Raw genomic sequence first — 24,602 nt, 5'->3', positions numbered from 1 at the left:
TCAGTCAGTCACGATCAAAAACGGGCGGGCCCGGCGCCCATCTCGGTCACGGACGGCCCCGAGTGCGGCGGCTGCTGCCCCTCCTGGGCGCGCAGCGCGGGCGTCAGCACCCGGCCCACCCGCTCCACCAGCAGCGTCATCTCGTACGCGACGAGACCGAGGTCGCAGTCGGGCGCGGCGAGCACCGCGAACACCGACCCGTTCGTGATCGACATGACGAACAGCAGACCGCGGTCCATCTCGACGACGGTCTGGTTCACCCCGCCGGCGTCGAAGATCTTCGCCGCGCCCTGGGTCAGGCTCATCAGCCCGGAGGCGATCGCCGACAGCTGGTCCGCCCGCTCGGGCGGGAAGCCCGACGAGTACGCCATCGGCAATCCGTCCGAGGAGACCACGACGGCGTGCGCGACCTTCGCGACACGGTCCGCGAAGTTCGTCACCAACCAGTTGAGATCCTGCCCGCTCACCGGGTGCCTCCTGTCTCGCCGTCGCCCTCTGCGTACGGCGCCTCACCTGACGTGCCCTCGCCGCGAACCTCGTGGCGTCCCCGATGGACGCCGCGCTGGAGGCTCGCGAAGCGATTCCGTACGACGTCGGCCGCCGGGCCCTGTCCCTGCCGGCCGTGCACAGCCTGCCCGTCCGCGGGCCCTACCGGCAATGGCCCGTTCTGGGGCCCGTTCTGCGGCCCGGCCGGCGCCGGACTCGCGGGCGCCTGCTCGGCTCCGGCCGGGGCCGCCGCGCGGCCGACCGCTCCCGGCACGCGGTTCTTGCCGGGCACCCGCTTGGGCAGCCCGACGCTGGTGCGGGACGCCGCGACGGGCTCCCGGGCGGCCTCGGCGGCGCGGAAGCCGGCGTCCGCCGGGGACTCCCAGCCCCGCACGGGGTCCTCGCCGGTGTCGCCGGCGGACCTGCGCTGGAACCACTCCGACTGCATCGCGTCGAAGATCGGCGAGCGCTCCGGGAGCCGCGGCGGCGCGGCCGGCTCGGGCGGCTGGGGAGGCGGCTCGTGCCGGCCGGCGGCCGGCTCCGGGACGGCGCCCTCGGGCGAGCGCGCCGGCGTGGGGATCGTGCGGTCGGGTTCGCGCGTGGCGGGCTCCGTCCAACGGGCCTCTGGCTGCGAGGCGTCGGCGTACGGGTCGGGCTGCGCCTGGCCGGTGTCCCCGCCGACCTGGCCGAGCGGCCCGGTCTCCCACGGGATCTGCCGGGAGGCGCTGGATTCCGGCAGCATCGGCTGGGCCTCGGGAACGACGGACTGCGGGCCGGTCCGCCAGGACTCCTGGCGGTGGACGCCGTTGCCGGCCGGTCCCCGCCGGTCGTCCGCCTGCCGCTCGCTCCGCGGCTGGAACAGGCCGTTGGGACCGTCGTCGGACGGGCGTCTCGGGAGCTGCGCGCCGGGCTGGCGGACGGGCAGCTCGCCGGGGCGTCGCGGCGGCCGCTGGTCATCGGCCGGGCCCTGCTCGCCGTACGGAGACTGCTCGCCGCCGTACGGACCTTGCTCGCCGTACGGAGACGGCTCACCGTAGGGACCCTGTTCGCCGTACGGGCTCTGCTCGCCGTACGGGACCGGGGGCTGCGGGCCGGTGGGGAACGACGGGTGCTGCCCTGAGCCGCCCGCCGGGATCGGACCGGTCTCGTTCATGGCCGGCTGGGGCCCGGTGACGCCGCGGACGGGCCGCAGCGGCCCGGTGCCGCCGACCATCGGGTGCGAGCCGGTGCCGCCGGCCACCGGCGTGGCGGGCAGCTCGGCCGGGCCGTGGCCGTCCTGCCGGAACGCGCCGCCCGTGCCGAGGGCGGGCGGCTCGGGCGTGGTGGTGAGCGCGGCGAGCTGGCCGTGGGCGTCCGTCTCGCGGGGGCCGAGGCCGCGGCTGCCGACCCCGCCGGCGGCCGCGGCGGGGGTGATCACCGCGTCGGGCAGCACCACGAACGCGGTGAGCCCGCCGCCCTGCGCGGCCCGCAGCTCCACGCGGACGCCGTGCCGGACGGCGAGGCGGCCGACCACGAACAGGCCCATGCGGCGGGCCGCGGAGAAGTCGATGACGGGCGGGTTCGCGAGCCGCCAGTTGGCCTGCTCCAGGTCGTCGGGCGACATCCCGACGCCGTTGTCGGTGATCTGCAGCATGGCGCCGCCGCCGCTGAGCAGCTGCCCGGAGACGGTCACCTTGGTGTGCTCGGACGAGAACACCGTCGCGTTCTCGACCAGCTCGGCCAGCAGGTGGACGAGGTCGTTGACGACGGGCCCGGCGACCGTCATGTCGCCCTGCACCCGCAGCGCGACCCGCTCGTACTGCTCGACCTCCGACAGCGAGGCGCGGATGACGTCGATCAGCGGGACGGGCCGGTTCCACCGGCGCACCTGCTCCTGGCCGCCGAGGACGAGGAGGTTCTCGCAGTTGCGGCGCATGCGGGTGGCGAGGTGGTCCAGGCGGAAGAGGTTGCCGAGCTGCTCCTCGTCCCGCTCGCTCTGCTCCAGCGTCTCGATCAGGCGCAGCTGCCGCTCGATCAGGGACTGGCTGCGGCGGGAGAGGTTGACGAACATCGCGTTGATGTTGCCGCGCAGGACGGCCTCGTCGGCGGCCAGCCGGACCGCCTCCCGGTGGACCTCGTCGAAGGCCCGCGCGACCTGCCCGATCTCGTCGGTGGACTCGACGTCGATCGGTTCCACCTCGATGCCGCCGGCCGCGGCCTCGGGATCCCGGAGCCGGTCGACCAGACCGGGCAGCCGGGTGCTGGCCACGTCGAGAGCGCCGGACTGCAGCCGGTGCAGCGGCCGCACCAGCGACCGGGCCATCACGACCGTGATCAGCATGACGAGGGCCAGCAGCACGGCGATGATGATCGAGTCGATGATCGCCGAGGTGCGGGCGTCGGACCGCCGGGCGGCGCTGACGTCGAGGATGTCCTGGGTCAGGTACAGCTCGGAGAGCCGCATCTTGTTCACCATGTCGGACATGGCGTTCTTGATCGCGTCGGCCTTGATCGCGCTGGGCGAGCGGGGGTCGGTGAGCGCGCGCGGCAGCCGCCCGCCGGTCGCGGCGATGGCCGTGATCACCCGCTGCCGCAGTTCCAGCGCCTGGTCGACCTGGCCGCCGACCACGGTGTCCTCGAACAGCTGGGACTGCTCCAGGGTCACCGAGTTGCGGAAGGTCGCGAGCTCGCTGTCCTCCTGCGCGCGCGCGGCGTTGAGCGCGCTCGTCTCGTCGGGCTTCAGGCCCTGGTTCCGGGCGCCGAGGAGGAGCAGCGCGCGCTCGCGGGAGACCGCCTCCTTGGCGCGGGTGAGCGCGCCGAGCGCCCGGCTGGTCTGGGCGAGGCGGGAGTCGACGACGTTCGAGGAGATGTTGTCGAGGACGGCGATCAGGTCTTCGATGGTCTGGGTGTACTTCTGCAGGACGACGGTGGCCGGCACCCTGCCGCCGATGACGAGCGCGCGCAGCGCCTTGACGGCGTCCAGGCGGTTCAGGACCGCGCGCGCGCCACGCACGGCCTCGGTGCCGTAGGACGAGTCGATGACGACCGCGGTGTCGCGCACCAGCTGCATCTGGGAGTCGGTGCTGAACTGCGAGGACTGCACTCCCGGGAGGAGGACTTCGGAGCGTCCCGCCGCGCTGTACTCGACGGCGAGGTCGCGCTCGGAGGTGAACTCCTGGACGAACTGCGTGATGCCGGCGCCCAGCTCCGCCATGCGCTCCACGCGCTGGTACGTCCCGGCCTCGTCCACGGAGCTGTTGATGCGCACCCCGGCGAGCACCACGGCGGCGACCGTCGGAACCAGGATGAGGACGATGAGCCGCTGCGGCACGCGCCAGTTCCGCAGGCTCAGTCTGCTGCCCGCACGTCTCGAACGGTCCGACTGCACCTCGACGTTGCCGGGTCGAGGACGGTCGCGACCTTCGTCGCTAGGTTGCATCCGCCGTTAACACCCTCTCCACACGATGTCGCACGCTCCGTGGCCTCACCGGCGCAAAGGGTTAAAGCGACATCACCTCCACCCTCGGCGCACGACATTGCAGCACATCCACGGATAGGCCGCAAAGGACCCTAGGCCACTCGATATACACCAATGCCGCGATAGTGACTTCATGCCCGTATGTCCGATTTATCGAGCACGGACGGTCACTCACCGCACACGGACACTCCGTGGTCGTTCGGGTGCAAACGGTGATATAACGCTGTCCGCCTCATCGTCCGGCCGGCGGACCGTCGTCCGGCGAGCGCGCAACCGCCACGGCAGGGCACGATTGATCACTCTCCGATTCGGGTCGCCGATGGGCAGTCACTGTAGCCCGTCGGCCCCCGCCTCGGACATACCGGGAATACGTCCCGTTGGCCGGACGGCAACCCCGCGTCCCGCCTCCCGACATGCCAGGACACAAGAAAGTCACGCAATTCGGAGCGAAACCACTCAAGGCGCCGGTTCGCGATAATCTCCGGGCACCCGGTCGAGCCGGCGGCGGTGGCCAGCGCCGTCCCCGGCCCACACGTCGTCCCCCTGGCCCACACGTCCCGAACCCAAGCCCTGCGCCTCGAACTCCCCGCAGGTTAAGGAGAGCCCATGCGGCAACCACTGCGCCTACCGGCGCTCCTCAGCGCTCTCGCCCTGGCCGCCGCCGCGGTCGCGGGCTGCAGCGACTCGGGTGGGTCCTCCTCGGGCGGCAAAGGCCTCGAGACGGACACCATGACGGTCGCCGCGCTTCCCCTGGCCGACAACGTCGCCGTCTACCTCGCGCAGAAGGAGGGGTTCTTCAAGGCCGAGGGGCTCAACGTCAAGATCAAGCCGGTCCAGCAGAGCACCCAGGCCATCCCCGCGCTCGTCAAGGGCGACGTGAACGCGATCGCGGGCGCCAACTACGTGTCCTTCCTGCAGGCCAACGACAGGGGCACGGTCAAGCTGAGCATCCTCGCCGAGGGCGCCTCGCTGACCTCGCACATGATGGACGTGCTCGTCATGCCCGACTCCCCGATCAACACCCCCAAGGAGCTGGAGGGCAAGAAGGTCGCGGTCAACATCCTGAACAACGTCCAGACGCTGACGCTGAACGCGATCCTCAAGGCCAACAACGTCGACGCGTCCAAGGTCGACTACGTCCAGGTGCCCTTCCCGCAGATGGCGGCGGCGCTGGAGCGGAACCAGGTCGACGCGATCCATCTCGTCGAGCCGTTCGCGTCCGACACGCAGAAGAAGCTCGGGGCCCGGGTGGCCGTCGACGGCGGCGCCCAGCCGGTGACGAACCTGCCGATCGCCGGCTTCGTCAGCACGCGGGACTTCGTGCAGAAGAACCCGAAGACCGCCGCGGCGTTCCAGCGGGCCATCTTCGCCGCCCAGAAGCTGGCGAGCACCGACCGCGAGCCCGTCGAGCAGGTCCTGCCCACCTACACCAAGATCGACGCGAAGGTCGCCGCGGTGATCACGCTGCCGGGCTACCCCAGCACGCTGACCACCAACCGCATGCAGCGCGTCGTGGACCTCATGACCGTGGCCGGCATGCTCAAGAACAAGCCCGACCTGAAGACGGTCCTGTTCCAGGCGCGGCCCGCGTCCTGACGGCGGGGCGAAGGCCCCGCGTGGAGGCACGGACACCTCATGGGCGACCGGACGACGCAGCCGCGAGGCCTCTCGCGCCCTGGAAGGTGGGCGCGGGGGGCGGCCGGGGTGGCGGCCCTGTTCCTGGCGAGCGAGCTCCTGGGCAGGGCCGGCATCGTGGACCGCTCCTACCTGCCGCCGGCGTCCAGCGTCACCGCGCGCGCCTTCGAGCTGCTCGGCGACCCCGAGTTCCTGTTCAACGTGCGCGTCACGCTCACCGCGTGGGCGCTCGGCCTCGCCATCGCCGTCGCGATCTCGGTCCCGCTCGGGCTGCTGCTCGGCAGCGTCCCGGCGGTGAACACCGCGGTCCGGGCCATCGTGGAGTTCCTGCGGCCGATCCCGTCGGTCGCGCTGATCCCGCTGGCGGGGCTGCTGCTCGGCTCGGGCCTCGCGATGGAGGTGCCGCTCATCGTGTACGCCTCCAGCTGGCCCATCCTGTTCAACACCATGTACGGGCTGCACGACGTCGACCCCACCGCCAAGGACACGCTGCGCGCGTTCGGCTTCGGCCGGGCGCAGGTCCTGCTGCGGGTCTCGCTGCCGAGCGCCGCGCCCTTCATCGCGACCGGGGTGCGCCTCGCCGCGTCGATCGCCCTCATCCTGGCCGTCGGCACCGAGATCCTGTCCGGGTTCGGCGACGGGCTCGGCATGTTCATCGCCCAGGCCGGCACGGTCCCTGACGGGACGCTCGACGTCCTCGCCGGCACCGTGTGGGCGGGCTGTATCGGGCTGGTCGTCGACACCGTCCTGGTGCAGGCCGAGAACCGCGCGTTCCGGTGGCGCCGGGCGTTGAGCGGCGGCGCGTCGTGACGGCGACCGCCCTGGGCGCGCGGGCCGCCCGCTCAGGCGGCCTCGCCGGACGCCTCGTCGGCGGGCTCCTGCACCGCTGGCTCCCGCTGGCGATCCTCATCGGATGCTGGGAGGCGGCCACGCGCGTCGCCGAGAGCCCGTTCTTCCCGCCGCCGTCCGAGATCGCGACGCGGATGCGGGACCTGTGGTTCTCCGGCCCCGCGAGCCGGCTGTTCCTCAGCGGGGAGGCGGGCGACTCCATCGCGCCGAGCCTCGGCCGGATGGCGTTCGCGCTGCTGCTGTCGGTCGTGGCGGGCGTCGTCCTCGGGATCGCGCTCGGACGCTCCGAGCGGGTGCTGGCCTACCTGGAACCGCTCCTGCAGTTCGCGCGGGTGATCCCGCCGCCCACGATGGTGCCGGTCTTCATCGTGCTGTTCGAGCTCGGCACGCAGATGCAGGTCGCGTCGATCGTGTTCGGCGCGGTGTGGCCCATCCTGCTCAACACCGCGGACGGGGTGCGCGGCGTGGACGCCACCCAGCTGGACACGGCGAACGTGTTCCGGCTCTCCGCCGCCGAGCGGATCCGGTTCGTGATCGTCCCGGCCGCGCTGCCGAAGATCTTCGCGGGGCTGCGGCTCGCGCTGTCGCTGTCGCTGATCCTGATGGTGTTCTCCGAGCTGCTGCCCGGCACGTCCGACGGGCTCGGGTTCCAGCTGACCTTCGCGCAGAGCTCGTCCGACGTGCCCACGATCTGGGCGGTGATCGTGCTGCTCGGCGTCCTCGGCTACCTGTTCAACACGATGCTCCTCGCGGTGGAGCGCCGGGTCCTCGGCTGGCACCGCGGGGCGCGGAAGGGATCGTGAACGCGGCGTGGAGGCGAGGCGAGGACGGCGTGAAGGCGGCGTGAAGGCGCCCGTGCGCACGCATTGCGCTCCGCCTCCCGCTCGTCGAAAATCAGCTGACGGTCTTCCCGACTGGCTGGAGCGCTCATGACTGCTTCCCACCGCCGCAGGGCCGGCGCCGTCGCGGCCGCCGTCGCGGTCACGCTCTCCGCGGGCGCCTGCGGCGGCTCCGAGGGCGGCGCGTCGGCCGGCGGGCTGGAGAAGCCCGAGATCATTCTCGGCACGATGACGATCGCCGACAGCGCGCCCGTCCAGCTCGCGCTCTCCAAGGGCCTCTTCAAGGCCGAGGGCCTGACGGTCAGGACGCAGGTCATCCAGGGCGGGGCCGCCGGCATCCCGCTGCTGCGCAGCGGCCGGCTCGACGTCAGCTTCGGCAACTACGTCTCGCTGTTCATCGCGGGAGTCAAGGACCCGCGCTTCAAGCCGAAGATCGTCGCCGAGGGCTTCAACAGCGCGGCGAAGACCCACACCGTGATGGTGCGCGGCGACTCCCCCTACCGGACGATCAAGGACCTGGCCGGGAAGAAGATCGCCGTCAACACCAAGCACAACATCAGCACGATGCTGGTGCGGTCCGCCGCCAAGGCCCAGGGCGTCGACTTCGACGACGACAAGGGCTTCGTCGAGGTGCCGCCGCCCGCCATGGAGCAGGCCTTGAAGTCCAGGAGCGTCGAGGCCGTCATGGCCATCGAGCCGTTCGGCACCCAGATGACGCGGTCGATGGGCGCCCGCATGGTCGCCGACCTGTCCAGCGGCCAGACCGCGAGCCTCCCGATCGCCGGGTACGCCGCCACCGAGAAGTTCGCGAAGGACAACCCGAAGACGGTCGCCGCGTTCCAGCGCGCGCTGGTGAAGGCGCAGGGCATGTGCGCCGACCGCAAGGTCGTCCAGGACGTCCTGCCGACCTACGCCAAGGGGATCGACGCCAAGGTCGCCGCCGGCATGAGCTTCGGCACGTACCCGACCTCGCTGGACGCCGCCCACCTGCAACGCGTCGCGGACCTGATGCGGCAGTTCGGCTACCTGGACAAGCCCGTCGACGTCAAGAACTTCGTCGCGACGCCTTCATGAGGTACCGCCGCTTCATGAGGTACCGCCGCTTCATGAGGGACCGCCGCTCCATGAGGTACCGCCGTGCCGTCCTCGGCGCCCTCGGGATCGCCGGGGTGACGGCCGTCCTGGAGATCGTGAGCCGCGCCGGGCTCGTCGACAACACCGCCCTGCCCCCGATGTCGGACGTGCTGTGGGAGGCCGCGAAGCTGGGCGTGGACGGGGAGTTCCTCGTCGACGTCGGGGCGACGCTCAAGGCGTGGTCCGGCGGGCTCGCGCTGGCGGTGCTGGTCGCGGTCCCGCTGGGGGTGCTGCTCGGGTCCGTCCCGTTCCTCGGCACCGCCGCCCGCGCGCTGGTCGAGCTGCTCCGGCCGATCCCGTCGGTCGCGCTGATCCCGCTCGCGATCATCCTGTTCGCCGAGCCGACGCGGATGAAGATGTCGCTGATCTTCTACGCCTGCCTATGGCCGATCCTCGTCAACACCCTGTACGCGCTCCGCGACGTCGACCCGGTGGCCAAGGACAGCCTGCGCGGCTTCGGGTTCGGGACGCCGTCGGTGCTGTGGCACGTCTCGCTGCCGAGCGCCGCGCCGTTCATCGCCACCGGGGTCCGGATCGCCGCGTCCATCGCCCTCGTCGTGGTGATCAGCACCGAGCTGTACGCGGGCGGGGTCGACGGCGTCGGGATCTACCTCAGCGAGACCCAGACGGCGGGCGGCCGGACCGACCTGCTGCTGGCGGGCGCCGTCTGGAGCGGGGTCCTCGGGCTGACCGCCGCCGCCGGCCTCCGCAAGCTGGAGCGGATCGCGTTCCGCTGGCACACCGCCCGGGTGGAGGGCCTCGCATGAGCGGACCGGGCCGGGGGGCGTGGGCGGCGCGCGGGTTCGCCGAGCGCGCCTGGCTGGTCGCGGTCGTGGCCGTGCTGTGGGAACTCGTCACCCGCGCGGTCGACGACGTCTACTACCCGCCGCCGACGACCATCGCGAAGGCGCTGCACGAGATGTGGTTCTCCGGCCCGGCGTCCCAGGCCTTCCTCACGGGCGAGGCGGTCGACGACTTCTCCACCAGCCTGGCGCACCTGTTCATCGGATGGGCCGCGGCGGGCGTCGCCGGGGTGGCGGTGGGCACGGCGATCGGACGGTCCCGGATCCTGTACGAGCTGCTGAACCCGGTCCTGGAGTTCCTGCGCGCGGTGCCGCCGCCGACGCTGGTGCCGTTCTTCATCATCGTGTTCCACCTCGGCGCCACCATGCAGGTCGTGACGATCGCGTTCGGCGTGGTGTGGCCCGTGGTGCTCAACACCTGCGACGGCGTCCGCGCCGTGGACGCCCTGCAGCTGGACACGGCCCGCGTGTTCGGCATCGGCCGGGCCCGCCGCCTCGCGGTCGTCGTCCTCCCGGCGGCGGCGCCGAAGATCTTCGCGGGGCTGCGGGTGGCGCTGTCGCTGGCGCTGATACTCATGGTCATCTCCGAGCTGTTCGGCAGCACCGTCGGCATCGGGTCGCGCCTTGTGGGCGCCCAGCGCGCGTTCGAGCCGGACCCGATGTGGGCCGCGATCGTGATGCTCGGCGTCCTCGGCCTGCTGTTCAACGCCGTCTTCCTGGTCCTCGAACGCCGCCTGCTGTCCTGGCACACGGGCGCGCAGCGGCTCGCGGAGTGACGATGCCCCCCACGAGAAGGCGAAAGCGATGCTCCAGATAACCGGTCTCACGCACTCCTACGCAGGCGACCACGGGGTCCTCGGCGGGATCGACCTCGACGTCCCGGACGGCCAGCTGGTCAGCATCGTCGGGCCGTCCGGATGCGGCAAGTCCACGCTGCTGCGCTGCATCGCCGGGCTGATCCGCCCGACCGGCGGGAAGCTCACCCTGGACGGCGCGCCGATCGACGGCGTGCCGGACGACCTCGCCGTGGTGTTCCAGGACTACAGCCGGTCGCTGTTCCCGTGGCTGACCGTCCGCGACAACGTGGCGCTGCCGCTGCGCAGGCGCGGGAAGGCCCGTCCGGAGCGGCGGGCGGCTGCGCAGGAGGCGCTGGAGTCGGTGGGCCTGCCGGACGCGGGCCGCAAGTACCCGTGGCAGCTGTCGGGCGGCATGCAGCAGCGCGTGTCGATCGCGCGGGCGCTGGCGTACCGGCCGTCGCTGATGCTGATGGACGAGCCGTTCGGGTCCGTGGACGCCCAGACCCGGGAGGACCTGGAAGACCTCCTCCTGCAGGTGCACCGGACGCAGAAGATGACGATCCTGCTGGTCACGCACGACATCGACGAGAGTGTCTACGTCGGCGACCGGGTGGTCGTGCTGCACCGCTCGCCCGCCCGCGTCCACGCGGACCTGCCCGTCGAGCTGCCCGCGTCCCGCGACCAGATCGAGACGCGGGGGCTGCCGGAGTTCGTCCGGCTGCGGGCCGAGGTCGGACGGCTCGTCCGCGGCGGCACGACGGCCCCTGATCCCGCGGCCCCCGGCCCGGCCGCCTCCGAACCGGCGAACGCTGATCCGGCGGGTCCCGGTGCGGCGTCCGCGCCGGGGAAATAGCCAGGGTCGATCGATGCGCGTACTCGTCGTGGGGGCCGGGATCGGGGGGCTCACCGCCGCGTTGAGCCTGCACGAGGCCGGGATCGACACGCTCGTCGTCGACGCCGCCGCACGGCTGCGGCCGCTCGGCGTCGGGATCAACCTGCTGCCGCACGCCGTCCGCGAACTCACCGAGCTGGGGCTCGGCGGCGAGCTGGCGGAGCTCGGCGTCCCGACCGGCGAGATGGTGCACTTCGACCGGCACGGCGGCCGGATCTGGGGCGAGCCGCGGGGCCGCGCGCTCGGCTACGACTGGCCGCAGTACTCGATCCACCGCGGCGACCTGCAGATGGCGCTGGCCGACGCCGTCCTGGCGCGGCTCGGTGACGGTGCCCTCCGCACCGGCACGGTCTTCGAGGGCTTCGAGCAGGACGGGACGCGGGTGCGCGCCCGGCTGCTCGACCGGGCGTCCGGCACGGCCGGCACGGTCGCGGCCGACGTGCTGGTCGGCGCGGACGGCCTGCACTCCGCCGTCCGCGCGCAGCTGCACCCGGACGAGCCGCCGCCGCTGTGGAACGGCATCAGGATGTGGCGCGGCGTGGCCGAGGGCGACCCGTTCCTGTCCGGGCGGACGCTGGCCGTCGCGGGGAGCAACGCCGCGGCCAAGATGGTCGTCTACCCGATCTCCATCCAGGCCGAGCGGCGCGGACGGGCCCTGCTGAACTGGGTCGCGGAGGTGCGGCTCCCGGACGGCGAGCTAGACACGACCGCCGACTGGAACCGCAGGGGGCGGCTGGAGGACGTCCTCCCCCACTTCGCGGACTGGACGTTCGACTGGCTCGACGTCCCGGCGATGCTGGCGCGGTCGCCGGAGATCCTGGAGTACCCGATGGTCGACCGGGACCCGCTCGGCCGCTGGACGTCCGGCCGCGTGACGCTGCTCGGCGACGCCGCCCACCCGATGTACCCGATCGGCTCCAACGGCGGCTCGCAGGCGATCCTGGACGCGCGCGTCCTGGCGCACGAGCTGGCCCGCGCCGCCGGCCCCGCCGAGGGGTTGGCCGGCTACGAGCGGGCGCGCCGCGAGACGGTCAACGCGATCGTGCTGGCCTGCCGCGACATGCCCGCCGACCGGATCCTGCACGCCGTCAGCGAGCGCGCCCCGCACGGCTTCAAGGCCATCGAGGACGTCCTGACCGCCGAGGAGCTGGAGACCATCACGGGCGCCTACCGCCGGACGTCGTTCGACGACGTCGAAGCGCTCAACACGCGCCCGTCGTACTCGGCGTCCAGGGGCTGACTCAGGTCGTCACCGCGGCGAGGCGCGTGTCGACGGCGTGGGCGGCGCGGTCGTAGAGGGACGGGTCGTCGTGCAGGAGGGAGTAGACGGCTCCGGTGCGGCAGAGGGCGTCCAGCTCGAAGGCGAGCTGGGCGACGTCGGCGGACGCGTCGATCTCCCCGAGGTCGCGGGCCTCGCGGATGCAGCGCTCGAAGAAGGCGCGCCAGTCGCGCTGCGAGGACGCGATCGCGTCGCGGACCCGGCCGGGCCTGGCGTCGAACTCGGCCATCGTGGTGTCGAAGAAGCAGCCGCCGGGGAACACGGGTTCGCGCTGGTAGCGGCGCCACGCGTCCAGGAGCGTCCGGACGCGGCGCAGGCCCTCGGGGGCGGCGAGGGCGGGCTTGATCACGTGCTCGCGGAACACCTCGACGGCCCGGCGGACGGTCGCGAGCTGCAGCTCCTCCTTGGACCCGAAGTGCGTGAACACGCCGCTCTTGCTGATCTGGAGCTCCGTCGCGAGCCGGCCGATCGAGAGCCCCTCCAGGCCCTCCGCCGAGGCGATGTCGGCGGCCCGGTCGAGGATCGTCCGGCGTGTCTGCTCGCCCTTGAGGAGCCGTCCGTCGGTGCTCACGCGGCCTAATCTGCACGACCGTTCGTGCAAAGTCAATGCCGCCACCCCCTTGACGGGAGGGGCCCCTCCCGGCAGAAGATTGTACGACCGTTCGTTTATTTTTCGAGAGGGCATCCCATGTCCGTTGAGACCGCAGCGGCGCCGGACGCCGCGTCCCGCGCACGGCGGGACGTGCCCTGGCTCGCCGCCGGGGCCACGTTCCTGGCCATGCTCGACGCCACCGTCGCCAACCTGGCCGTCCCCGACCTGCACGCCGACTTCCCGAGCGCCTCGCTGTCCGGGCTGACCTGGGTGATCACGCTGTACGCGGTGCTGTTCGCCGCGCTGCTCGCGCCCGCCGGACGGCTCGCCGACCTGATCGGCCGCCGGACGCTCTACCTCTGGGGCGTCGGGCTGTTCACGCTGGCGTCGCTGGCCTGCGCGCTCGCGCCGAACGTGCCCGTCCTGCTGGCGACGCGCGCGTTCCAGGGCGCCGCCGCGGCCGCGATGATCCCCGCGTCGCTGGCGCTGCTGCTGCGCGACACGCCACCCGAGCGGCGCGCGGGCGCCATCGGGCTGTGGAGCGCGGCGGGCGCCTTCGCCGCCGCGATCGGCCCCAGCCTCGGCGGCGTCCTGGTCGACCAGTTCGGCTGGCGGTCGCTGTTCGTCATCAACGTGCCCGTCGGCCTGGCGCTGGTGCTCGCCGGGCTGCGCCTCCCCCGCACCGAGCACGGCAAGGGACGGCTCCCCGACCTGATCGGGACGGTCCTGCTCGGCGGCGGCGTCGGCGCGGTCGCGCTCGGCGTCACCCAGACCCAGGACTGGGCCTGGACGGACGCCCGCATCCTCGCCCTCCTGCTCGGCGGCGCCGTCCTGGTCGCCCTCGCGCTGTGGCGGTCGGCGCGGCACCCCGTTCCCGCGCTGGAGATCTCGTTGTGGCGCAGCCGCCAGTTCGCCGTCGCCAACGCCGCCTCGTTCCTGTACGGGACGGCCCTCTATACATGGCTGCTGGTCGGCGTGCTCTACCTCACCGCCCAGTGGGACTACTCGATCCTGAAGGCGGGCTTCGCGTCCACGCCCGGCGCGTTCACCGCCACCGCCGCCGCGGTCCTCATGGGCCGGCTCACGAGCCGGATCGGCGTCCGTCCCGCGGTGACCGGAGGCGCGCTGATCATGGTCGCGGCGGGGCTCTGGGCGGTCGCGTCGATGCCGTCCGACCCGCACTTCGTCACCTTCTGGCTCCCGATCGGCCTGCTCGTCGGCACCGGGATGGGGATGGTCACGACCGGCACCGCGTCCGCCGCCGCGCTGGCCGTGAATCCGCTGCGGTTCGCCGGGGCGACCGGCCTCAACACGACCGCGCGGCAGCTCGGCGGCGCGTTCGGCATCGCCGTCCTCGCCGCGCTGCTGCCCGCCGGAGCGGTCCACGACGACTACACCGACGTCTACCTGTTCTGCACGTTCGCGGCCGGGGGCGCTGCGCTCGCCGGGCTGCTGCTGACCGTCCGGCCCGCCACGGCCTGAGAGGAGAGAACATGACCGAGACGACCCTTTCCGAATGGACGGACCCGGCCGTCCTGCCGGCCGCCGACGCCGCCGCGCTGCTCTCCGGCGCGTCCTGGACGAGGATGGTCACGATCGGCGACAGCGTCGCCGAGGGCGTCCGCGAACCCGTCCCCGGCTACCGCGACCTGTCGTTGAGCCGAGCGGAGCTCGTCCATTGAATGGTGGTGGGTGGGGGCTGGAGGACGGTGGGCGGACCAGATCGAGGAGGCGCTCGGCGAGGTCACGCCCGGCTTCACCGCCCTCAACCTGGGCCGCCGCGACCTCGTCGCCGCGCAGGTCGCGGCGGAGCAGCTCGAACCCGCGCTCGCGTTCGGCCCCGACCTCGCGTTCGTCGCCGCCGGCGGCAACGACATGCTCCGCCCCCACTTCGACGAGGACGAGGTCCGCCGCGAACTGACCGCGATGGTGTCGGCCTTCCGGACCGCCGGGGCGGACGTGGTGACGATCGGCCTCCTCGACATCACGGTCGCCGGACTCGGCCCCACCCGCTACCGGGAGGTCATGTCGGCCCGGACGCGGCGCCTGAACGAGCTGGCCGCCGAGGTCGCGGCCGCCCACGGCGCCTGCCACGCCGCCAACCCCTACGACCATCCCGTCTCCGCCGACCCCGGCATCTACAGCGCCGACCGGCTGCACCTCAACGCGCGCGGGCACGCCTTCGCCGCGGCCAACACCGTCCGCGCGATGGCCGGCTACTTCGCGTCGGCGTAGCGGTCCACCACCGAGATCTCCATCGGGAACACGACCGGGGTGTCGCCGAAGAGCAGCCGCCGCGCCTCGTCCGCCGAGGCGTGGACGGCCGCGACGACGTCCCCCGCCAGCTCCGCGGGCGTGTGCACGATGACCTCGTCATGCTGAAAGAACACCAGCCGCGGGCCGCCGAGCGTGGCTCGCCGATCGGACGGTGGTGGGTGCGGGCTGGAGGACGGCCCGAGCGTGGTGAGGCGGCGGCGCAGCGACCCGAGCAGCGCCAGCGCCCAGTCGGCGGCGGTGGCCTGGACGACGAAGTTGCGCGTGAACCGGCCCCGGCTCCGCAGCGCCTGCCCCGCCGCGCCCATCCGCGCGTCCGCTGAGGCGTCGTCGTCACCGGCCGACGTCAGCTCCCGCCACCCGGCGGACGGCGGCGGGCACGTCCGGCCCAGCCGGGACCGGACGAGCCGTCCGCTCTCCCCCGCCCGCGCCGCCGCCTCCACGTACTCGAACGCGGCGGGGAACCGGCTCTTCAGGACGCCGAGGAGCTGCACCGCCTCACCCGTCCCGCCGCCGTACATGGCGGACAGCAGCGCGAGCTTCGCCTTGTCCCGCGCGCTCATCCCCTCCCCGTCCCCGTCGTGGAAGACGTCGGAGAGGGCCGCGTAGAGATCGCCGTGCGCGGCGGCGTCGGTGAACGCCCGGTCGCCCGCCAGCGCCGCGAGGACGCGCGGTTCGAGCTGGGCGGCGTCGGCGACGACCAGCGACCAGCCGGGATCCGCGACGACGGCCTTCCGCAGGACGCGCGGGATCTGCAGCGCGCCCCCGCCGCTCGTCGCCCACCGTCCGGACACCACGCCGCCGACCACGTACTCGGGACGGAACCGTCCGCCGCTCACCCAGGTGTCAAGCCACGTCCAGCCGTGCGCCGTGTGGAGACGCGACAGCTCCTTGTACTCCAGCAGCAGCGGCACGGCCGGATGGTCGAGCCGCTTGAGCACGTGCGCGCGCGTCGACGCGATCGGCAACCCCGCCGCCGCGAACGCCTTGAGGATCTGCGCCGGCGAATCAGGATTCACATGCACACGCTGGCCGAATGCCGTGCTGATTCGGTCGGCGAGGTCCTGCAGCTTGCGGGGCCTGAGCCCGCCGGACGGGCGCGGCCCCAGCAGGTCGGTGAGCAGCGCGTCGTGCTCGTCCGCCGACCAGGGCAGGCCGTCGTGCCCCATCTCGGCCGCCACGAGCGCGCCCGCCGACTCGGCCGCCGCGAGCAGCGCGAACCCGTCCAGCCCGGCGATGGCGCGCTGCTGCACCGCATGCACGGCGACCACGTGCTCGATGTCGTCGCCGGAGGCCTCCTGTTCGCGGTCGTCGTCGAACAGCGAAGCCTGCGCCGACTCCTCCTGCGGCCGCCGGTCGGGAGGCACCGGCTCACCGCGCGACCGCGCCCACGCCGCCCGGACGGACCGCGGCTCCCCGTACCGCCCCGCGTGCCCGAGCAGGAGACTCTCGACCAGCTCCAGGTCATGGCAGCGCCCCACCCGCACGCCCGCTTCGATCAGCCGCGGATAGAGCCGCGCCGTGGACGCCCACACCCACCTCGGCGCGTCCGCCCGCTCCCGCTCGGCGACGGCCGCCACCAGATCCAGCACGCGCTGGACGGGCCCCGCGATAGAGCCGTCCTCGCCAAGAACGCGCAGCGCTCCCCCGCCCCGCACGCCGACGGCCACCGCGATCCTCACGCGCCAATTCTGACCCCACCCACCGACAACGCGCCCAAACCCAACCCCAGCAGGCCGAACCGCAACCGCCGGTCACGGGCAGGCACGCGAAGCAAGCGCCACCGAGCACAGCCGACAACGGGCTCAAACCCCAACCCCGCCAGGTCGAACCACAGCCGCCAGTCACGGGCAGGCACGCGGAGCAAGCTCTGCGAGCGCAGCCGACAACGGGCTCGAACCTCAACCCCGGCAGGTTGAACCGCAGCCGCCGGTTACGGGCAGGGACGCGGAGCGAGCGCCAGCGAGCGCAGCGGGCATGCCCGGCGCGCCGCGTCCCCGCAGCGCAGGGAGCGCCAGCGACCGGAGCGAGGAGACCCGTGCCGCGCAGCCGGGGGGTATGGGGGGTCGCCCCCCCAATAAACAGCGATACCCCTCCGCGACGGGTGCGCGCGGAGGGGTTCGCGGTGGGCTTCAGGGAGCCAGGGCCGTAGCTCCTGGAGTGATCAGGCGACCAGGGAGACCTGCTGGCCCGCGGGGGTCTCGCCGTAGCGGTCGACGACCTTGTTCAGCTGGATCTGGTAGTAGAGGACGCCGAAGCCGAAGATGCCGAGCAGGAAGCCCAGGCCGCCGCTGCAGCTGGGCTGGAGGCCGGCGGCGCGCTGGGCCTGGGCGATGCGGCCGGCGAGCTTCACCCACATGACCAGCGGCCAGATGCCGAGGGTGATCGCGCCGAAGAGCATGGACAGCAGCGCGTTCGTGGCGGCGTTGTCGATGCGGCGGTCGTACTCGTGCAGCTCGTTGTGGACCTTGAAGAACCACACGAGGCCGTAGATGCCGAAGGTGATGATCGGCAGGCCGAGCCAGGCGGCGGCCGGGTTGCGGCGTTTCATGTTGACGCCGGCGCCCCGCGCGACGGGGCCCTGCTGCGGTTGCTGAGCGGGCGCGTAGCCGCCCTGGTAAGCCTGCTGCTGCGGCTGAGGCTGTTGGTGCGGCTGGCCCTGCTGGGGGTAGCTCATTTGAGTCTCGCTCCTGAAGGACGCGGTCGTTCTCTCCGGCCGACCGTCCGTTACCGTTCACCCGTTTGGTGAGCCAAGACTGTAACGGCATTCGCGCACGTCGCGCGCGAGGATCGCCGACTTTCTCCACATTACTGGCGGATTCTCTAAAGAAGGGGTGGATCAGCGCAATGCGATGGTCACCTCGTCCTCGCAGGGCGGCGCCGTCTCGTGGTCGCCGCAGCCGGTCGCGGCGTAGCAGCGGATCCGCAGGTGCGACTCGGTGACGTCCAGGCGCAGGAAGCTCTTGAAGAACGGCGGGTCGTCCCAGTCGGCCAGTTCCGAGCGGAAGCGCTGCGGCACCTTGCGCACGGGGAACCGCAGGAACCGGGAACGGCGCCGGCCGTCGCGCGGGACGCCCAGGAGCGAGGCGACGAACCGGACGCGGCGGGAAAGCGCGGGGTCCTCGTAGCCGCGGCCCGCCTTGATCCCGAGCCGGTGCTCGACGGCGGCCGTGGCCTCCTGCGGGGTGAGCTCGAAGAGCTTGGGGAGGTGCAGCCACCGGCCGTACAGCTTGCTGTAGCGGGAGAGGGAGTCGCCGCGCAGCGGGTAGCAGCGGAACTCGCCCTCGTCCACGACGCGCGTTCTCGGGATGGTGTGGGTCCCGTGCATGAACGCGCCCCCGCCGCCGGACACGATGTACTCGATCTTCCGTCCGGCCTCGGTCGTCAGCGGGTAGCGCTGGTAGTTGTGGATATCGCCGCCGATGGCCGCGACGTAGTGGTGCGCCGGGTCCTGGACGATCTCGTCGACCGTCCCGCCGCCCTCGATCCGGCCCGGACGGTGATCATCGTCCACATAGAGGGGCTTTCCGGTCACGAGCAGCTTGGGTTTCGGTCCCGCGGAGACCTCGCGGAGCCAGCGGCCCTGAGCGCGGTCGAGGACGCCCGTGATCCCGGTGTCGACGGCGATGACGCGCAGCGACGGCGTGTCGATCGCCCAGTACGGCCCCGGCTGGAGGGACTGCTGGCCCGGCGCGCCCCGGTACCGGCCGCGGGCCTCGGCGAGCGCGTCCCCGTCGACGTCCCCGGAGTGGCGCCAGAGCATGCGCGGAAGGAACGAGAGCACGCCGCGCCAGGGCGGCGGCGAGCAGTCGGTGTCCAGGCCGCAGAAGACGTGGAGGAAGCCGCGCAGCCCGTCGTACCAGTCGTGGTTGCCCGGCACGGCGTAGATGGGGCCCGGGTAGTCCTTGTAGGGACGGAAGAACTTGTCCTGGTACTGGGCCGCGTCCCCGGCCGGGTAGATGACGTCGCTGGCGATGATCATGAAGTCGGTGTCGCCGGCGGCGTGCAGCAGCGGCGGCACCACCGCGTACTGCGACCGGTCGCCCTCGCCGGTGTCGCCGAGCAGGACGAACGAGAACTCCGGCTCGGCGCGATGGACGGTGAACGCCGCCGGCGTCCCGCGCTCGCGCAGGGCGTCGACGCAGCGGCGGCGGATCGCGTTCGACGGGTCGCCGAACCAGCGCGCGAGCACGTCGTTGCGGGACCGCCAGAGCACCCTCGGACGGCGCCAGGAGAAGTCGGCGACGCGCTCGGGCAGCAGATCCTTGAACGTCCCGGGTTTCCCGCACACCCACCCGGCGCCCGCCTCGGAGCGGCGCGAGTTCTCGGGACCGGGATCGGGCGATTCCTCGGCAGACACAGAGCGCCTCCGGCAGCGTGTGAGGGGGTCCTCACAGACTGTCCGGACGCGATTCCGGCCGTCAAGCGACTTGCCGTGACCCGGCGAGGCCGTTCCTGGACGCGCGCCCCCCTCCTGGGGCGGAGGTCTTGAGCGTGGTGGACACCGGCGCCACCCCCAGAGACGCCGGCGCCACCACGTCGCGGGCGTCCGCGGTCATCATGAGTCCCCCCAGAACGGCGATCAGTCGCCTTCCCATGATGTCTCCACAGACGGCCCCAAGGTCCCTTAGCGGGACGTAAGTGACGCTACCCGAGGGGCCGTAATGCAGACGTAAATCGACCCAAACTTCGGACCAAGTCCGGGGGATCTGTGTAAGGCCGCCCGGTCAAGGCCGCTGGTCAGGACCACCGGCCTGACCGGCCGCTCCGCACGCCCTCTGGCCTGGCCCCTCCGCGCTGCCGGTCTGGGCCGCAGGTCAGGGGGCCAGGACGCGCAGAGCGCCCGGCAGCACGCGGGCCGTGACCGGGAGCACGCCGGGCAGCTCGCCGTCCGCGCCGTACGGGAGCGTCCTGCCGGGCGGGCCCGCCAGCTCGATCCGCACCTCCTCGCCCCGCATGACCTCCACCTCGGGACGCCGCACGTGCGTGCCGTCCTCCAGCTCGCGCATGACGGCGAAGAACAGCCGCTTGGGCGCCGTCCGGATGAGGATCACGTCGAGCAGGCCGTCGTCCACGCGGGCGTCCGGGGCGATGTGCTTGCCGAACCCGTAGTAGCCGGAGTTGGCGGCGACGACGGTGTAGCCCTGCCGCTCGCGCGTCTCGCCGTCCACGGTGATCAGGTAGTCGGCGGCCCGCCACGAGACGATCGCGCGCAGGGCGCCGAAGTAGTAGGCGGCCGAGCCGCGGAGCAGCCGCGTCTTGTTGGCGTTGTCGTTGGCGACCGCGTCCACGCCCGCGTAGACGCTGCCGAGGACGGCCGTGCCGTTGGCGTCGATGGCGTCCACGGCGCGCGGCTCCCCCTCCAGCAGCAGCTTCGCCAGCTCCTCCGGGTCGGACGGGACGCCGAGCTGCCGCGCGAAGTCGTTGCCCCGCCCGGCCGGGACGATGCCGAACAGCGCGTCCGTCCCGGCTCCCATCTCGGCCAGGGCGCCGCCGACGCAGCCCGCCATGCCGTCGCCGCCGACGCCGAGCACCGTCCGTCCGGTCCCCGCGGCGGCGCGGGCGAGGTCGGCGGCGTGCTCCAGGCCCCGGCTGTACTCGACGTCGAGTTCGGCGCCCGCCTCGCGGAGCAGCCGACCCAGCGGCATGAGGCAGGAGGCGGACGCGGACCCGCCCGCCGCCGGGTTGACGATGGCGGTGAACGCGCGTGCCTCGGCCATGCGGCTACTCCTCCGTGTTCGGCGGGCTTGCGAGGCCCGGGATCAGGACGCCCGGGTTCAGGATCCCGGACGGGTCGACCCGGTCCTTGACGGCGCGGAGCACCGCCGCGCCCAGCGGCCCGATCTCCCGCGCGTACCAGTCGCGATGGTCGGTGCCCACCCCGTGATGATGGCTGATCGTGCCGCCCGCGTCGACGATCGCCTCGCAGGCCGCGCGCTTGGCCCGCGCCCAGTGCCCGACCGGGTCCTCGCCCTGCGCGGACACGACGGTGAAGTACAGGGACGCGCCCGACGGGTAGACGTGCGAGATGTGGCACATCACCAGCGGCGGCGTCCCCTCGCCGGAGAGGGCGCCGGTCAGCGCGCCGCGGACGGCGTCGTACAGGGCGGGGACGTCCGTCCAGAACGCGGCGGTCTCCAGCGTCTCGGCGAACGCGCCGGCGTCCAGCAGCGAGTCGCGCAGGTAGGGGGCGTCGAAGCGGCCGCGCTCCCATTTCTCGCCGGGCCCGGCGCCGAGCGGCTCACCGCCCGCGGCGCGCAGCACGTCCGCCGCCAGGGCCCGCCGCTCCGCGACCCGCTCCGCCGCGCCCTCGAAGCCGAGCACGGCCAGGCATCCGGCAGCAGCCAGCCTTTCGATGGCGGACGGGTCGGCCAGCCCGACCATGGTCTCGGTCTCGTCGGAGAGCCGCAGCACGGCGGGCAGCGGGCCGTCCTGGGCGAGCCGCCGGACCGCGGCGGCGCCCTCCCCGAACGACGCGAACCGCCAGCCCTCGTACGCCTTCGCCTCCGGGACGGGACAGATCCGGACGGTCACCGACGTGATCACCCCGAACGCGCCCTCCGAGCCGAGGACGAGCTGCCGCAGATCGGGCCCGGCGGCGGACTTCGGCGCCCGGCCGAGCTCCAGCGTCCCCTCCGGCGTCGCGACGGTCAGCGCGACCACCATGTCGTCGAACCGCCCGTACCCGGCGGACGCCTGCCCGCTGGACCGTGCCGCCGCGAACCCGCCGATCGACGCCCACTCGTACGACTGCGGGAAGTGCCCGAGCGTGTACCCGCGCTCGGTCAGCGCCGCCTCGGCCGCGGGCGCGAGCAGGCCGGGTTGCAGGACGGCCGTCCGCGACACCTCGTCGACCGACACGACCGCGTCCATGCGGCGCAGGTCGAGCGCGACGAACGCGCCGACCCCGCTGGGCGCGAGGCCGCCTACGACGGAGGTGCCGCCGCCGAACGGGACGACCGCGATCCGCCGCCCGGCGCAGGCCCGCAGCACCGCGAGGACCTCGTCGTGCGTGCCGGGCAGGACGACCGCGTCCGGCGCGTCGGAGGTCTCGCCGGCGCGGATGCGCAGCAGGTCCGTCGTGGACTTGCCGCGCGTGTGCCGGACGCGCGACTCGGCGTCGGCGCGGACGTGGCCGTCGCCGACGATCCGGGCGAGCGCGGTCAGGTCGTCCGCCGCCAGCCGGGGCTCGGGTACCTCGACGTCGGCCAGCGCGAGCGGCGGCGCCCCGGCGGGCCGGACGCCGAGCAGGTCGCGCAGCAGCGCCACCACCGGCTCCGGCAGCGGCGCGGCCCGGCCGGGGTCGCCCCAGCCGCTCCACAGCATGTCCCGGGTCCGCACCCCGCGCCTCCCCCGTCGTCGGATCTGTGCTTACACTGTGACACATGACGTCGAATCGTCACAACAACCAGGCCGGGCGGACCGCCGACGACACGGTGCTGGACGCCGCCCGCGCGTGCGTGCTGGCCGTCGGGGTGCGCCGGACGACGCTCACCGACATCGCGCGCCGCGCCGGCGTGTCGCGGATGACGCTGTACCGACGCTGGCCGGACGTCCGCACGATCGTCGCCGACCTGATGACCCGCGAATGGGTCGGGCTGAGCGACTCGCTGCAGCCGCCCGAGGACGGTCGCGCCGTCCGGCCCAGGTTCGTGGAAGGCCTGGTCTCCGGCGTGCGCGCGTTCCGCGACCACCCGCTGCTCCGCAAGATCATCGAGGTGGACCCGGAGCTGATCCTGCCCTACGTGCTGGACCGCTGCGGCGCCAGCCAGCTCGTGTTCCTGGAGCGCTTCCAGGAGGCGCTCAGGGCGGGCCACGCCGACGGGACGATCCGCCCCGGCCATCCGGAGCGGCAGGCGCGGGCGGTGCTGCTGGTCGTCCAGTCCTACGTGCTGTCGGCGCCGACCATGATCGACGACGCCGACGCCGACCTCGATTCCGACGCCTTCGACGCCGACCTGCACCACATCCTGGAAAGGATGCTCGCGCCGTGAAATCTCCGGAACCCGACCCGCGGACGTCGCTCGACGCCGCCCGCAGGGAACGCGAACTCGCCGCGCTGCCCCGCGAGGTGGTGGACGTCCTGGTCGTCGGCCTCGGCGCGACCGGGGCGGGCGCCGCGCTGGACGCCGCGTCCCGCGGCCTGTCCGTCGCCGTGATCGACGCCCACGACCTGGCGTTCGGCACCTCCCGGTGGAGCTCCAAGCTGATCCACGGCGGGCTGCGGTACCTCGCGGCCGGGCAGCTGGACGTCGCGCACGAGAGCGCCGTCGAGCGGGGCGTGCTGATGCGGCGCACGGCGCCGCACCTCGTCCGGGCGCTCCCGTTCGTGACGCCGCTGACGCCGCTGATGCCGCGCACCCGGGCCTTCGCCACCCTGGCCGCGTACCACGCGGGGGACGCGCTGCGGCTCGCCGCCCGCACCCCGCGCTCGGTGCTGCCGGGACCGCGCCGCCTGTCGGCGGTCGAGACGCTGCGGCTCGCGCCCGCGCTGCGCCCGTACGGGCTGCGCGGCGGCCTGCTGTCGTGGGACGGCCAGCTCGCCGACGACGCGCGGCTCGTCACCGCGATCGCCCGGACCGCCGCCGGGCACGGCGCCCGCGTCCTGACCCGCTGCCGCGCCGTCGCGCTCGGCGGCGACGGGGCGCGGGTCCGGGACGAGCTGACCGGCCGCGAGTTCACCGTCCGCGCGCGCTCGGTCATCAACGCGACCGGGGTGTGGGCGGGCGGCCTCGTCGACGGGGTGCGGCTGCGCCCGTCGCGCGGGACGCACATCGTGGTGCGGGCGGAGACGCTGCGCGGGCTGACCGCGGGGATGCAGATCCCTGTCCCGGGGACCTCCAGCCGGTTCCTGCTGGTGATGCCGCAGGGCGACGGCCGCGTCTACGTCGGCCTGACCGACGAGCCCGCCGACGGGCCGGTCCCCGACGTCCCGGAGCCGACGGACGGGGAGATCGGGTTCCTGCTCGACATGCTCGGCTCGGCGCTGGACGTCCCCGTCCGGCGCGCGGACGTGATCGGCGCGTTCGCAGGGCTCCGTCCCCTGCTGGACGTGGACCACGGCAAGGCCACCGCCGACATCTCCCGCCGGCACGCCGTGCTGACCTCGCGGGACGGCGTCGTCACGATCGTCGGCGGCAAGCTCACCACCTACCGGCGGATGGCGCAGGACGCCGTCGACGCGGCCGTCCGGGCCCGCGGGCTCGGCGCGGGGCCGAGCCGTACCGCCCGCCTCCCGCTCGTCGGCGCCGCCACGCGCGAGCGGCTGGACGCGCTGGACGCGCCGTCGCGCCTCGTCCAGCGGTACGGGGTCGAGGCGCCGCTGCTGTGCGCGCTCGCCGAGGACGACCCGGCGCTGCTGGAACCGGTCGTCCCGGGGCTGCCTGTGCTCGGCGTGGAGCTGGCGTGGGCGGTGCGGCACGAGGGCGCCCTCGACGCCGGCGACCTGCTGGACCGCCGCACCCGGATCGGGCTCGTCGCGTCCGACCGGGCGGCCGCGCTCCCGGCCGCCGAGGCGCTGCTGCCCCGCACCGCCCTGCACTGACGCCCAAGCACCCCTGCACTG

The 24,602-nt window shown here is 73.3% G+C and carries 21 protein-coding genes; 13 read left to right on the top strand and 8 right to left on the bottom strand.

Annotated features, from left to right (window positions below; genetic code table 11):
- Positions 1 to 14: 14 nt before the first annotated feature.
- On the bottom strand, positions 15 to 467 hold the full coding sequence (locus tag ACH34T_RS36280) for a roadblock/LC7 domain-containing protein (RefSeq protein WP_396025504.1): 453 nt from the start codon (positions 465 to 467) through the stop codon (positions 15 to 17).
- Positions 464 to 3,796 (bottom strand): nitrate- and nitrite sensing domain-containing protein, encoded by a 3,333-nt coding sequence (locus ACH34T_RS36275; RefSeq protein WP_396025503.1) that lies wholly within the window; start codon positions 3,794 to 3,796, stop codon positions 464 to 466. Before ACH34T_RS36275 ends, ACH34T_RS36280 begins: the two co-directional genes overlap by 4 nt.
- Positions 3,797 to 4,549: 753 nt before the next feature.
- Here ACH34T_RS36275 and ACH34T_RS36270 point away from each other — a divergent pair.
- The 8 genes from ACH34T_RS36270 to ACH34T_RS36235 all read left to right on the top strand — a co-directional run bounded on the left by ACH34T_RS36270 (position 4,550) and on the right by ACH34T_RS36235 (position 12,132).
- Positions 4,550 to 5,539 (top strand): ABC transporter substrate-binding protein, encoded by a 990-nt coding sequence (locus tag ACH34T_RS36270; RefSeq protein WP_396025502.1) that lies wholly within the window; start codon positions 4,550 to 4,552, stop codon positions 5,537 to 5,539.
- A gap of 108 nt (positions 5,540 to 5,647) precedes the next feature.
- Positions 5,648 to 6,388 (top strand): ABC transporter permease, encoded by a 741-nt coding sequence (locus tag ACH34T_RS36265; RefSeq protein WP_396025501.1) that lies wholly within the window; start codon positions 5,648 to 5,650, stop codon positions 6,386 to 6,388.
- Complete coding sequence (locus ACH34T_RS36260; RefSeq protein WP_396025500.1) at positions 6,385 to 7,230, top strand: ABC transporter permease; 846 nt, start codon at positions 6,385 to 6,387, stop codon at positions 7,228 to 7,230. The genes ACH34T_RS36265 and ACH34T_RS36260 overlap by 4 nt, the downstream gene beginning before the upstream one ends.
- Before the next feature lie 126 nt (positions 7,231 to 7,356).
- Entirely contained in the window at positions 7,357 to 8,340 is a 984-nt protein-coding gene (locus ACH34T_RS36255) for an ABC transporter substrate-binding protein (RefSeq protein WP_396025499.1), read from the top strand.
- Between the two features lie 50 nt (positions 8,341 to 8,390).
- Complete coding sequence (locus ACH34T_RS36250) at positions 8,391 to 9,167, top strand: ABC transporter permease (RefSeq protein WP_396025498.1); 777 nt, start codon at positions 8,391 to 8,393, stop codon at positions 9,165 to 9,167.
- Positions 9,164 to 9,979, top strand: coding sequence for an ABC transporter permease (locus tag ACH34T_RS36245; protein WP_396025497.1), 816 nt, complete (start codon positions 9,164 to 9,166; stop codon positions 9,977 to 9,979). The genes ACH34T_RS36250 and ACH34T_RS36245 overlap by 4 nt, the downstream gene beginning before the upstream one ends.
- A gap of 28 nt (positions 9,980 to 10,007) precedes the next feature.
- Positions 10,008 to 10,853 (top strand): ABC transporter ATP-binding protein, encoded by an 846-nt coding sequence (locus ACH34T_RS36240; RefSeq protein ID WP_396025496.1) that lies wholly within the window; start codon positions 10,008 to 10,010, stop codon positions 10,851 to 10,853.
- A 13-nt stretch (positions 10,854 to 10,866) separates the two neighbouring features.
- Positions 10,867 to 12,132 carry a flavin-dependent oxidoreductase gene (locus ACH34T_RS36235; protein ID WP_396025495.1) on the top strand — a complete coding sequence of 422 codons (1,266 nt, stop codon included), beginning with the start codon at positions 10,867 to 10,869 and terminating at the stop codon, positions 12,130 to 12,132.
- 1 nt (position 12,133) lies between these two features.
- On the opposite strand, the gene ACH34T_RS36230 is transcribed toward ACH34T_RS36235, so the two are convergent.
- Positions 12,134 to 12,742, bottom strand: coding sequence for a TetR/AcrR family transcriptional regulator (locus tag ACH34T_RS36230; RefSeq protein WP_396025494.1), 609 nt, complete (start codon positions 12,740 to 12,742; stop codon positions 12,134 to 12,136).
- 117 nt (positions 12,743 to 12,859) lie between these two features.
- Between ACH34T_RS36230 and ACH34T_RS36225 the strand changes: the two genes are divergently transcribed.
- From ACH34T_RS36225 to ACH34T_RS36215, 3 genes are read left to right on the top strand one after another with little or no spacing between them, the layout of a single operon-like run.
- A complete protein-coding gene (locus tag ACH34T_RS36225) occupies positions 12,860 to 14,245 on the top strand; it encodes an MFS transporter (protein WP_396025493.1) in 1,386 nt (461 codons plus the stop codon).
- A gap of 11 nt (positions 14,246 to 14,256) precedes the next feature.
- Complete coding sequence (locus ACH34T_RS36220) at positions 14,257 to 14,445, top strand: hypothetical protein (protein ID WP_396025492.1); 189 nt, start codon at positions 14,257 to 14,259, stop codon at positions 14,443 to 14,445.
- Positions 14,446 to 14,455: 10 nt separating this feature from the next.
- Positions 14,456 to 14,998, top strand: coding sequence for an SGNH/GDSL hydrolase family protein (locus ACH34T_RS36215; RefSeq protein WP_396025491.1), 543 nt, complete (start codon positions 14,456 to 14,458; stop codon positions 14,996 to 14,998).
- Here the strand turns inward: ACH34T_RS36215 and ACH34T_RS36210 are convergent.
- The 5 genes from ACH34T_RS36210 to ACH34T_RS36190 all read right to left on the bottom strand — a co-directional run bounded on the left by ACH34T_RS36210 (position 14,980) and on the right by ACH34T_RS36190 (position 22,363).
- Positions 14,980 to 16,719: a bifunctional 3'-5' exonuclease/DNA polymerase gene (locus tag ACH34T_RS36210; RefSeq protein WP_396025490.1), complete on the bottom strand. Its 1,740-nt coding sequence runs from the start codon at positions 16,717 to 16,719 to the stop codon at positions 14,980 to 14,982. The genes ACH34T_RS36215 and ACH34T_RS36210 overlap by 19 nt on opposite strands.
- A 482-nt stretch (positions 16,720 to 17,201) precedes the next feature.
- Complete coding sequence (locus tag ACH34T_RS36205) at positions 17,202 to 17,714, bottom strand: DUF4234 domain-containing protein (protein ID WP_396025489.1); 513 nt, start codon at positions 17,712 to 17,714, stop codon at positions 17,202 to 17,204.
- A gap of 162 nt (positions 17,715 to 17,876) precedes the next feature.
- Positions 17,877 to 19,397, bottom strand: a complete 1,521-nt coding sequence (locus tag ACH34T_RS36200; RefSeq protein WP_396025488.1) for a metallophosphoesterase family protein — start codon at positions 19,395 to 19,397, stop codon at positions 17,877 to 17,879.
- 457 nt (positions 19,398 to 19,854) lie between these two features.
- Positions 19,855 to 20,757, bottom strand: a complete 903-nt coding sequence (locus tag ACH34T_RS36195) for a diacylglycerol/lipid kinase family protein (protein WP_396025487.1) — start codon at positions 20,755 to 20,757, stop codon at positions 19,855 to 19,857.
- A 4-nt stretch (positions 20,758 to 20,761) separates the two neighbouring features.
- A complete protein-coding gene (locus tag ACH34T_RS36190; RefSeq protein ID WP_396025554.1) occupies positions 20,762 to 22,363 on the bottom strand; it encodes an FAD-binding oxidoreductase in 1,602 nt (533 codons plus the stop codon).
- Positions 22,364 to 22,422: 59 nt separating this feature from the next.
- Between ACH34T_RS36190 and ACH34T_RS36185 the strand changes: the two genes are divergently transcribed.
- Entirely contained in the window at positions 22,423 to 23,031 is a 609-nt protein-coding gene (locus tag ACH34T_RS36185) for a TetR/AcrR family transcriptional regulator (protein WP_396025486.1), read from the top strand.
- A complete protein-coding gene (locus ACH34T_RS36180; RefSeq protein WP_396025485.1) occupies positions 23,028 to 24,581 on the top strand; it encodes a glycerol-3-phosphate dehydrogenase/oxidase in 1,554 nt (517 codons plus the stop codon). Before ACH34T_RS36185 ends, ACH34T_RS36180 begins: the two co-directional genes overlap by 4 nt.
- The last annotated feature ends 21 nt before the right edge of the window (positions 24,582 to 24,602 follow it).

Origin of the sequence: Actinomadura sp. 9N215 (assembly GCF_044326345.1) — a bacterium.
In the GTDB taxonomy this organism is placed as follows: domain Bacteria; phylum Actinomycetota; class Actinomycetes; order Streptosporangiales; family Streptosporangiaceae; genus Spirillospora.
The sequence above is the reverse complement of the archived record's forward strand: the minus strand, read 5'-3'. Positions and strand labels throughout refer to the sequence as shown.

Coding starts and splice junctions, on each gene's coding strand:
- ACH34T_RS36270 (WP_396025502.1), top strand. CDS start 4,550: ATGCGGCAACCACTGCGCCTACCGGCGCTCCTCAGCGCTCTCGCCCTG.
- ACH34T_RS36255 (WP_396025499.1), top strand. CDS start 7,357: ATGACTGCTTCCCACCGCCGCAGGGCCGGCGCCGTCGCGGCCGCCGTC.
- ACH34T_RS36250 (WP_396025498.1), top strand. CDS start 8,391: ATGAGGTACCGCCGTGCCGTCCTCGGCGCCCTCGGGATCGCCGGGGTG.
- ACH34T_RS36245 (WP_396025497.1), top strand. CDS start 9,164: ATGAGCGGACCGGGCCGGGGGGCGTGGGCGGCGCGCGGGTTCGCCGAG.
- ACH34T_RS36240 (WP_396025496.1), top strand. CDS start 10,008: ATGCTCCAGATAACCGGTCTCACGCACTCCTACGCAGGCGACCACGGG.
- ACH34T_RS36235 (WP_396025495.1), top strand. CDS start 10,867: ATGCGCGTACTCGTCGTGGGGGCCGGGATCGGGGGGCTCACCGCCGCG.
- ACH34T_RS36225 (WP_396025493.1), top strand. CDS start 12,860: ATGTCCGTTGAGACCGCAGCGGCGCCGGACGCCGCGTCCCGCGCACGG.
- ACH34T_RS36220 (WP_396025492.1), top strand. CDS start 14,257: ATGACCGAGACGACCCTTTCCGAATGGACGGACCCGGCCGTCCTGCCG.
- ACH34T_RS36205 (WP_396025489.1), bottom strand. CDS start 17,714: ATGAGCTACCCCCAGCAGGGCCAGCCGCACCAACAGCCTCAGCCGCAG.
- ACH34T_RS36195 (WP_396025487.1), bottom strand. CDS start 20,757: ATGGCCGAGGCACGCGCGTTCACCGCCATCGTCAACCCGGCGGCGGGC.
- ACH34T_RS36190 (WP_396025554.1), bottom strand. CDS start 22,363: ATGCTGTGGAGCGGCTGGGGCGACCCCGGCCGGGCCGCGCCGCTGCCG.
- ACH34T_RS36185 (WP_396025486.1), top strand. CDS start 22,423: ATGACGTCGAATCGTCACAACAACCAGGCCGGGCGGACCGCCGACGAC.